The following is a 9007-nucleotide window of genomic DNA, read 5'->3' as shown; positions in this document are numbered from 1 at the left end:
CGCCGCACAGACCTGCTGTGCGGCGACCGCGCCACCGGTGTCTGCGCCGTGCCTATCTCACCGGCGTGAAGTCCCGCGCCCCGATGTACTCCGGGCGCCGGACCGGAGCCGCGAACGGCTCCACCGCCGCGTTGTCCACGCTGTTGAAGACGATGAAGACATTGCTGCGGGGGTAGGGCGTGATGTTGTCGCCGGAGCCGTGCATCGCGTTGCAGTCGAACCAGGTCGCCGAGCCGGCCTTGCCGGTGAACAGGCGGATGCCGTGCCGGTCAGCCAGCTTCGTCAGGACCTCGTCCGACGGGATGCCCGCGTCCTGCATCTGCAGAGACCGCTTGTAGTTGTCCTTCGGCGTCGCACCCTCGCAGCCCACGAAGTGCTGATGCGAGCCCGGCATGATCATCAAGCCGCCGTTGGTGTCGTAGTTCTCCGTCAGCGCGATCGAGACCGACACGGTGCGCATGTTCGGCAGACCGTCCTCGGCGTGCCAGGTCTCGAAGTCCGAGTGCCAGTAGAAGCCGGAGGCACCGAAGCCGGGCTTCACATTGATCCGTGACTGGTGGACATAGACGTCCGAGCCGAGGATCTGCCGGGCGCGGCCGACCACCCGCGGGTCCGAGACCAGCCGGGCGAACACCTCGCTGATCTTGTGCACCTCGAAGACGGACCGTACGCTCTGCGACTTCGGCTCGACGATGGAGCGCGGGTCGGCGCGCATCGCCGGGTCGAGCACCAGCCGGTCCAGTTCGGCGCGGTACACCGCGACTTCCTCCGCCGTGAGCAGTTCCCCGATGGCGAAAAAGCCGTCGCGTTCGAAGTCGCTCAGCTCGGACGGCGCGAACGGGCCGGCCGCTCCGGGCTGCGACCACACCACCGGGTCCTTCCGCGGGGTGATGACCTCGGCGGTCCCACGGGTCGGGTACAGGTCGGCGATGCGCTCGGGTGCGGTGGTCATGGTGTTGCCTTCCTCTCCTCTCGTACGGGCTCTGGCTTCCGTGCGTGTGTGCGTGCCTTCCTCGGCTGCCGGACGGGGCAGGCGGGTGAGGTGACGCCTCAGACCGCCTCGGGCTCCGCTTCGGGCTCGGTGAGCAACGGGTAGACCCCGTTCTCGTCGTGGTCCTCACGGCCGGTGACCGGCGGGTTGAAGACGCACACGCAGCGGAAGTCCTCCTTGATCCGCATGGTGTGCTTCTCGTGCCCGTCGAGCAGGTACATCGTGCCCGGCGTGATGGTGTACTTCTCGCCGGTCTCGTCGTTGGTGAGCTCGGCCTCGCCCTCCACACACAGCACGGCCTCGATGTGGTTCGCGTACCACATCGACGTCTCGGTACCCGCGTACAGGATGGTCTCGTGCAGCGAGAAGCCGACGCGCTCCTTGGCGAGCACGATGCGCTTGCTCTCCCACGTACCGGACTTGGCCTTGACGTGGCGGTCGGTGCCTTCGATGTCCTTGAAGGATCGGACGATCACGGTGAGTCGGTGCCTTTCTGTGGAACGGTAAGGAACCCCGCGGGGGTCAGGCGCAGTCGCGGACCGCGCGGGCGAGGGTACGAAGGCCCTCGTCCAGCTCCTCGGGGGTGGTCGTCAGCGCGGGCAGCAGCTTGACGACCTCGCTCTCCGGGCCGGAGGTCTCGATCAGCAGACCCAGCTCGAAGGCGCGCGTGGCGACCTTGCCCGCGAGGCTCTTGTCGATGCACTCCAGGCCCCAGACCAGACCGCGGCCGCGGTACTCGGCGATGGCGTCCGGGTGCTCCTCGACGATGGCCTTCAGGTGCGCTTCGACGATCTCACCGCGGGCGAGAGTCTGCTTCTCCATCTGGCCGTCGGCCCAGTAGGTGTCGAGCGCGGCGGAGGCGGTGACGAAGGCCGGGTTGTTGCCGCGGAAGGTGCCGTTGTGCTCGCCCGGCTCCCAGATGTCCAGCTCGGGCTTGAACAGCGTCAGCGCGAGCGGCAGGCCGTAGCCGCTGATGGACTTCGAGACGGTGACGATGTCCGGCACGATGCCCGCCTCCTCGAAGGAGAAGAAGGCACCCGTACGGCCGCAGCCCATCTGGATGTCGTCCACGATCAGCAGCATGTCGCGGCGCTCGCACAGGTCGGCGAGGGCGCGCAGCCACTCGGGACGGGCGACATTGATGCCGCCCTCGCCCTGGACCGTCTCGACGATCACGGCGGCGGGGGTGTTCAGACCGGAGCCCTGGTCGCCGAGCAGCCGCTCGAACCACAGGAAGTCCGGGTACGCCCCGTCGAGGTAGTTGTCGAACGGCATGGGAGTGCCGTGCACCAGCGGGATGCCGGCGCCGGCCCGCTTCATCGAGTTGCCGGTGACGGCGAGCGCGCCCAGCGACATGCCGTGGAAGGCGTTGGTGAAGGACACGATCGACTCGCGGCCCTTGACCTTACGGGCCAGTTTCAGCGCCGCCTCGACGGAGTTGGCGCCCGTCGGGCCCGGGAACATGACCTTGTAGGGCAGGTCGCGCGGCCGCAGAACGATGTTCTGGAACGACTCCAGGAACGCCCGCTTGGCCGTGGTGGACATGTCCAGGCCGTGGGTGATGCCGTCCCGCTCGATGTAGTCGATCAGGGCGCGTTTGAGTACCGGGTTGTTGTGGCCGTAGTTGAGCGATCCGGCGCCGGAGAAGAAGTCGAGGTAGGTGTGCCCGTCCTCGTCGGTGATCCGGCTGCCCTGTGCGCGGTCGAAGATGGTGGGCCAGCCACGGCAGTAGCTGCGCACCTCCGACTCCACGGTCTCGAAGACGCTCAGATCGGGCTGGGTGATGGTCACAGCATGCTCCTGGGAGATGAGTGGCGATAAGGATGAGGAAGTCTGTGGGGGCTGGGCGGCGACGGCTCTCCCACGGGGGGATGCCGGCTCCGCTCGGCCGCTGCGGCTCTGTGGCCGTACGGTCCTCGGGGGTTACTGCCCGGGAGGGGCCGGTGGTGTGAACGGGCCTATGAGGTGCAGCACCTCCGGCTCGTGGCCCTGCTCGGGGAACAGCCCCGCGTCGAAGAGCACCTCGCGCTTGACGGGCACCGAGTGCCGTTCCGCGAACGACGCGAACAGCCGGTTGGAGGCGGTGTTGTCGGGGGTGACGGTGGTCTCGACGAAGCGAATGCCCAGCTCGTCCATGGCCCGGGTGGTCAGCCCGTCCAGGAGTGCGGCCGCCAGTCCCCGGCCGCGGTGCGCCTCGTCGACGGCGACCTGCCAGACGACGAGGGTCTCCGGGCGCTCGGGGCGGATGTAGCCGGTGACGAAGGCGGCCGGCTCGCCCTCCGCGTCGCGTGCGACGACAGAGGAGGCGGCGAAGTCGCGACACCACAGGAGGTAGCTGTAGGAGGAGTTGAGGTCCAGCGCCTTCGAGTCGCGGGCGATGCGCCAGATCGCGGCTCCGTCCTCCACGCGTGGGGTGTCGAGCTTGAAGCCCTCCGGAAATTCTCCGATATCGCTACGGGCACGTGCATGGTCTGCTTGTGCGGCGGTCATGGGAATTAAATTTACCTAGGGAAAAGGGAAATTGCATCGCGGGCAGGGGTTACGGAAGCGATCGGTATATGTTATCGCGCGGGGGCGCCCGAGCGCGCGACGAGGCTGCAAGATGTGCCGATTTGACCGGGAAGTTCGGGGCGAAACGGACACGCTGTGTAGTCGGTCACAGCTCCGTAACGCCGTCGAGATGCGTCCGAATTACGGCACTTGCCACTAGCGAAATCTTGGCGTTTGAGCTGCGGAAAAGCGGGCAGAAGAATACGGGAAGCTGTACTTCTGAGGAATTGGTAATTCGCCGGCAGAAGGCCTGGCGGAAGGGCCATGGAAACGCGCGCGGCAAACCCATGACAAGACCCGCAAGAACATGCGCGAGGGATTGTCCGGAAACGTACGGAGAACCGTGCGGAGAACGCGCGGAGAACGTACGGCGAAGGCGCCGGGAAGGCGCTGGGAAGGCGCCGCGGAAACGCGTGGGGAACGCAAGCGGACGCACGGTGAGGAAGCCGTGGCCGACGATCGTCGGTTTCCGGCCGACGGCAGGGGGAAGGCGAGCGCACAGCAGTCCGACGCCACTGCCGCGGACCCCGCGGCGCCGCCTAAAGTGCCGGTATGACGTCCATGAGTGAAGGTGCGGTGCTGCACCTCAAGGGGAGGGTCCTCGTCGGGCCGGACGATGTGCGCGACGAGCTGTGGATCGTCGGCGGCCGGGTGACGTACGACCGGCCGGCCATGGCACGCGATGCCACCACCGTGGAGGGCTGGGTGCTGCCGGGCCTGGTCGACGCCCACTGCCATGTGGGCCTGGACGCACACGGCCCGGTGGACGCCCCCACCAGCGAAAAACAGGCGCTCACCGACCGTGACGCCGGCACCCTGCTGATCCGCGACGCCGGATCCCCCTCCGACACCCGCTGGATCGACGAGCGCGAGGACCTGCCGCGGATCATCCGCGCAGGCCGCCACATCGCCCGTACCAAGCGCTATATCCGCAACTACGCGTACGAGATCGAGCCGGACGACCTGGTCGCCTATGTCGCCCAGGAGGCCCGTCGCGGCGACGGCTGGGTCAAGCTCGTCGGCGACTGGATCGACCGCTCCACCGGCGATCTGTCGGCCTGCTGGCCCCCTGGCGCGGTCGAGGCGGCCATCGCCGAGGCGCACCGGCTCGGCGCCCGGGTCACCGCCCACTGCTTCGCCGAGGACTCCCTCGCCCCGCTCGTCGAGGCCGGTATCGACTGCATCGAGCACGCCACCGGACTCACCGAGGAGACCATCCCGCTGTTCGCGAAGCGGGGCGTCGCCATCGTCCCCACGCTCGTCAACATCGCCACGTTTCCGCAGCTCGCGGCCGGTGGCGAGGCGAAGTACCCGCGCTGGGCGGACCATATGCGGCGGCTCCACGAACGCCGCTACGACACCGTACGGGCCGCCTACGACGCCGGGGTGCCCATCTTCGCCGGCACGGATGCCGGCGGCTCGCTCGCCCATGGCCTGGTCGCCGAGGAGGTTGTCGAGCTGACGAAGGCCGGCCTGCCGGCGGTCGCCGCGCTCTCCGCCACCACCTGGGGCGCCAGGGACTGGCTGGGCCGCCCCGGCCTCACCGAGGGCGCCTCGGCGGACCTGGTGGTCTACGAGAGCGATCCACGCGAGGACGTCCGGGTGCTGGCCGCGCCGCGCCGGGTGGTGCTGCGCGGCCAGGTGGTCGGCTAGGCCGGATCGCGGCACTCGCGCCGTGGGGGAGGTGACGTCAACGGTGGCGCCCTCGTGCGATGAGCCGTTGAACGTCGCCGGTCAACCCAGGTCACCCAGGTGGTGGGGCGGTTGTGGCGTGGGTGATGCATCGTGCCGCAGGAATCGAATAAAAGCGCGGAAACCACCCATTGGAGTGAACTGACCTCACGTGGCTGCCTGTTCACCCTCCGTACGGACACGATGTGCGGGTCGAGGTCGTCGGCCCGCGTGATGTCCCCCATTGGCGCGGCCGGCGACTCCATTTCTCCTGTGGGGGTTCCACACACGTGTCCACCAGTCCCACCAGCTCCTCCGGCATGCCCCGACGCCTCGCCGCGACCTTCGTCGCCGCAGCGCTCACGGCCGGCCCCGCCGTCCTGCTCGGCGCCGCGCCCGCACAGGCCACCGGAGACCACGGCTCGACCCCCGGCACGTCCGGTGCGGTCGTGCTGCGTACCGGCCTGAACGTCGGTCTGCTCAACAAGACGCTCGATGTCCCGCTGAACGTCGTCCTGAACGAGGTGCACGCCCCGGCCTCCGCCGACAAGACCCTGCTCACCGTCGACCTGGACGGCATCAACCAGGGCAAGCCGTTCAGCGTGCTGCGCGCCGATGTCGCCACCGCACGGGCCACCGCCGACCGCCACAAGGCCGAGGGCTACGCCAACCTGGTGCGCGCCAAGGTGCATCTGCCCGGTCTGCCGCTGCTGTCCCTGATCGAGGTCCAGCAGGTCACCGCCAAGGCGGTGTGCGAGGCGGGCCACCGGCCCCGGGCCGAGTCGAATGTGCTGGGCAGCGTCCTCGTCCTGGGCAAGAAGGTCACGCTCAAGGCGGCCGGAACGACGGAGGTCAAGGTGCCGGGCGTGGGCGAGGTGCGGCTCGACCTGTCCAAGAAGAACGTCACGTCCAAGACCGCCGCGGCCACCGCGCTCGACCTGAACGTCTCCGTCAACCCGCTGAAGCTCAACGTCGCCGATGTACGCGGCCGGGTCACCCTCGCCCGGGCCACCTGCACCGCCCCGGGGAAGGCGCCCGAGCACAACGGCTCCGGCGGCACCAGCGGTGGTCAGACCAGTGGCGGCCAGACCAGCGGTGGTCAGACCGGCGGTGGTCAGACCGGCGGCGGCACCGAGCCGTCCGGTGGCAAGGGCACCCAGGTGTCACAGACCGGCTCCCACCCGAGCACCCAGAACCTCGCGGAGACCGGCGGCAGTTCGACCACCCCGTATCTCGCCGGCGGCGCGGCCCTGCTGCTCGTCGCGGGTGCCGGATCGATGGTCTACGCCCGCCGGCGCCGCGGCGCCGCGCCGCAGGGGGGCCGCGGCTGATCGACCCGTACACCGCGCCGGTGCTGTGGGGGCGCCGCGCGCGGGGTACGCGAGGTGTGCCGTATGGGCCCGTACGGCGCACCTCACCCTCGCCGGGGTCCCTGTCGCAGTGTGGTTCGGGACCCCGGCGAGGTCTTCCCCCAGGGGCACGCCCGGCGGGCGCTAACCGAGCACCGCGCCGAGCGCCGCCACGAACCGGTCCGTCGTGGCCCCGTCCCGCACCGCGAGCCGCAGCCAGTCGGGGCCCAGGCCCGGGAAGGTGTCGCCGCGGCGCACCGCGAAACCGCGGGCCCGCAGCCCGGCCCGTACCTCCTCCGCGCCTGGCAGCCGGATCAGCACGAACGGGCCCGCCGCCGGGCCGGCCACCCGGATCTGCGGGAACTCGCCCAGCCGGGCCAGCAGATGGGCCCGGTGCACGGCGATGTCCTCGGCCGCCGCGGCCGCCTCCGCCAGCGCCCCCGGCGCACAGCACGCCTCGGCGGCGGTCAGCGCGGGGCTGGAGACCGGCCACAGCGGCTGCGCCCGCTCCAGGGCGGCGACGGTGTCCTCGGCGGCCAGCACATAGCCGATCCGCAGCCCCGCCAGCCCCCACGTCTTGGTGAGACTGCGCAGGACGACCAGGCCCGGCAGATCCGTGCGCCCGGCCAGCGACTCCCGCTCGCCGGGCACCGCGTCCATGAACGCCTCGTCCACCACCAGCGTCCGGCCCGGCCGCGCCAGCCGCGCCAGCACCGCCGCGGGATGCAGCACCGAGGTGGGGTTGGTCGGGTTGCCGACGACGACCAGATCGGCGTCCTCGGGCACCGCGTCCGGATCCAGCCGGAAGCCGTCCCGCTCGGCGAGCAGCACCCGCCCGACCTCGTGCCCGGCGTCCCGCAGCGCCGCCTCGGGCTCGGTGAACTGCGGATGCACCACGACCGGCCGACGGGCCCGTACGGCGCGCGCGATCAGCACGAACGCCTCCGCGGCCCCCGACGTCAGCAGCACCCGCCCGGCCGGCAGACCGTGCCGGGCCGCGACCGCCCGGCGCGCCGCCCGGCCGTCCGGATACGCGGCGAGACCGTCCAGCGAAGCGGCTATCCGGGCCTTGAGCCAGGCCGGGGGAGTGCCGGCCCGTACATTGACCGCCAGATCCGTCAACTCGCCGCCCGCGCCCCGCACTTCGGCATCGCCGTGATGCCGGAGGTCGGGCTCGTGGGGCGGGGCGGACGGGTCGCGTTCCCGCAGCCGCGCGGACTCGGTGGACGCCGGCATGCTCACTGCTCCCCGGCGCCCGCCGCCACCGCGGCGGCCTGCTGCGCACCGTCCGGCTCCCGGGCGTCCTCCGCCGCCGCCCGGCAACCGCCCGGCGCACCGCTCAGCAGCGGCTCGCCCGCCACCGTCTCGCGATAGCGCTCCATGACCACCTCGGCCACCTCGGCCACCGGGCCGATCACCCCGGCGCTGAGCACCTCCGTGCCGGGGTGCGCCGCGGCCCAGCCCTCGGTCTGCATCTGCAGCCGCTCCCACAGGCCACCGGAGAAGAGGAAGTAGGGCAGCACCACGATCCGGCCCTGCCCGCCGTTGCCCGGGGCCGCGGCGGCCAGCGTCCTGCACCGGTCGAGGCCGGCCGGCACATCGGGCGCCGCCTGCGAGACGAACGCGGTCTCCACGCCCGCGAAGCCGCGCCCCTCCCACAGCAGCCGCGCGGCGCGTACCACCTCGGCATTGGCGTACGGATCGGCCGCGCCCCGCCCCACCAGCAGCACCGTCGTACGGGCCCGGTCCTCGGGCCTGCGGGCGCGGCCGCCCAGCGCCTCGTCCAGCCGCAGCTCCAGCACCTCCAGCAGCTTGGGGTGCGGCCCCAGCTCGGCGCCGCAGGCGTAGTCGAGCCCGGGGTGGCCCGCCGTCGCCAGCTCCAGCGCCGCGGGCAGCGCATGCGGTAGCGGACCGGTCGGGGCCAGCAGCAGCGGTATGGCGGCGAACCGGGTCGCGCCCCGCTCGACGAGCCCGTCGACGGCGTCGCCCAGCGGCAGCGGCGACGACGCGGCGCCGAAGAACCCGCCGGCGACGGGCACTTCGGGGTGGCGCTCGCCGAGCACACGCACCAGCGCGCGCAGGGTCTCGGCCCCGCCTTCGTCACGGGTGCCGTGACCGGCTATGAGCAGTGCGGGAGGGGTCACTGGGTCTCCTTGGTACCGGTGGTTTCGCTGTCGGACGCCTGGTCGCCGACCACCCCCGGCCGCCGATCCGGGCCACGGCGGGGCGGGTTGGGGGAGGTCATGACGATATCCGCACCGCGGGCGGGGGCGGCGGCCGCTCCCTCCCTACCCGCGGTAAGCGCCCGCTCACCCGCATCCGCCGGTACGGCGAGTGCGCAGGTCACCCCGGCCGGCCGGCCGTGCGGCGCCGACTTCCGCTTGCCGGCGACCAGTTCGGCGCCCGGCCCCGCGGCCAGCAGCGCGGCCGCCTCGGCGACGCTCGG

General features: G+C 71.4%; 8 protein-coding genes and 1 pseudogene. 2 read left to right on the top strand and 7 right to left on the bottom strand.

Going from position 1 to position 9007, the window contains the following annotated elements:
* Nucleotides 1-52: 52 nt before the first annotated feature.
* The 4 genes from thpD to ectA all read right to left on the bottom strand — a co-directional run bounded on the left by thpD (nt 53) and on the right by ectA (nt 3481).
* A complete protein-coding gene (gene thpD / locus DY245_RS35655; protein WP_128511241.1) occupies nt 53-952 on the bottom strand; it encodes an ectoine hydroxylase in 900 nt (299 codons plus the stop codon).
* A 98-nt stretch (nt 953-1050) separates the two neighbouring features.
* A complete protein-coding gene (locus DY245_RS35650; RefSeq protein ID WP_128511240.1) occupies nt 1051-1467 on the bottom strand; it encodes an ectoine synthase in 417 nt (138 codons plus the stop codon).
* 46 nt (nt 1468-1513) lie between these two features.
* Nucleotides 1514-2782 (bottom strand): diaminobutyrate--2-oxoglutarate transaminase, encoded by a 1269-nt coding sequence (ectB, locus tag DY245_RS35645; RefSeq protein ID WP_128511239.1) that lies wholly within the window; start codon nt 2780-2782, stop codon nt 1514-1516.
* Nucleotides 2783-2914: 132 nt separating this feature from the next.
* Nucleotides 2915-3481: a diaminobutyrate acetyltransferase gene (gene ectA / locus DY245_RS35640; protein ID WP_128511238.1), complete on the bottom strand. Its 567-nt coding sequence runs from the start codon at nt 3479-3481 to the stop codon at nt 2915-2917.
* 621 nt (nt 3482-4102) lie between these two features.
* Here ectA and DY245_RS35635 point away from each other — a divergent pair.
* Both DY245_RS35635 and DY245_RS35630 read left to right on the top strand, forming a co-directional pair.
* Nucleotides 4103-5194 carry an amidohydrolase family protein gene (locus DY245_RS35635; protein WP_181924023.1) on the top strand — a complete coding sequence of 364 codons (1092 nt, stop codon included), beginning with the start codon at nt 4103-4105 and terminating at the stop codon, nt 5192-5194.
* Between the two features lie 338 nt (nt 5195-5532).
* On the top strand, nt 5533-6543 hold the full coding sequence (locus DY245_RS35630; RefSeq protein ID WP_280525041.1) for an SCO1860 family LAETG-anchored protein: 1011 nt from the start codon (nt 5533-5535) through the stop codon (nt 6541-6543).
* A gap of 162 nt (nt 6544-6705) precedes the next feature.
* On the opposite strand, the gene cobC is transcribed toward DY245_RS35630, so the two are convergent.
* The 3 genes and pseudogenes from cobC to DY245_RS47240 all read right to left on the bottom strand — a co-directional run.
* A complete protein-coding gene (gene cobC, locus DY245_RS35625) occupies nt 6706-7797 on the bottom strand; it encodes an Rv2231c family histidinol phosphate aminotransferase CobC (protein ID WP_128511236.1) in 1092 nt (363 codons plus the stop codon).
* Between the two features lie 2 nt (nt 7798-7799).
* On the bottom strand, nt 7800-8705 hold the full coding sequence (locus tag DY245_RS35620) for a sirohydrochlorin chelatase (protein ID WP_128511235.1): 906 nt from the start codon (nt 8703-8705) through the stop codon (nt 7800-7802).
* Nucleotides 8702-9007: pseudogene (locus DY245_RS47240) on the bottom strand (hypothetical protein); the annotation flags it as partial. The gene DY245_RS35620 and the pseudogene DY245_RS47240, both read right to left, overlap by 4 nt.

This window comes from Streptomyces inhibens (genome assembly GCF_003389455.1).
Classification (GTDB): Bacteria; Actinomycetota; Actinomycetes; order Streptomycetales; family Streptomycetaceae; genus Streptomyces; species Streptomyces inhibens.
Note: the sequence above shows the minus strand (reverse complement) of the source record. Positions and strands in the feature narration are given on the sequence as shown.

Excerpts from the sequence above, each read along its gene's own strand:
- thpD (WP_128511241.1), bottom strand. The coding sequence starts at position 952 with ATGACCACCGCACCCGAGCGCATCGCCGACCTGTACCCGACCCGTGGG.
- ectA (WP_128511238.1), bottom strand. The coding sequence starts at position 3,481 with ATGACCGCCGCACAAGCAGACCATGCACGTGCCCGTAGCGATATCGGA.
- DY245_RS35635 (WP_181924023.1), top strand. The coding sequence starts at position 4,103 with ATGAGTGAAGGTGCGGTGCTGCACCTCAAGGGGAGGGTCCTCGTCGGG.
- DY245_RS35630 (WP_280525041.1), top strand. The coding sequence starts at position 5,533 with ATGCCCCGACGCCTCGCCGCGACCTTCGTCGCCGCAGCGCTCACGGCC.
- cobC (WP_128511236.1), bottom strand. The coding sequence starts at position 7,797 with ATGCCGGCGTCCACCGAGTCCGCGCGGCTGCGGGAACGCGACCCGTCC.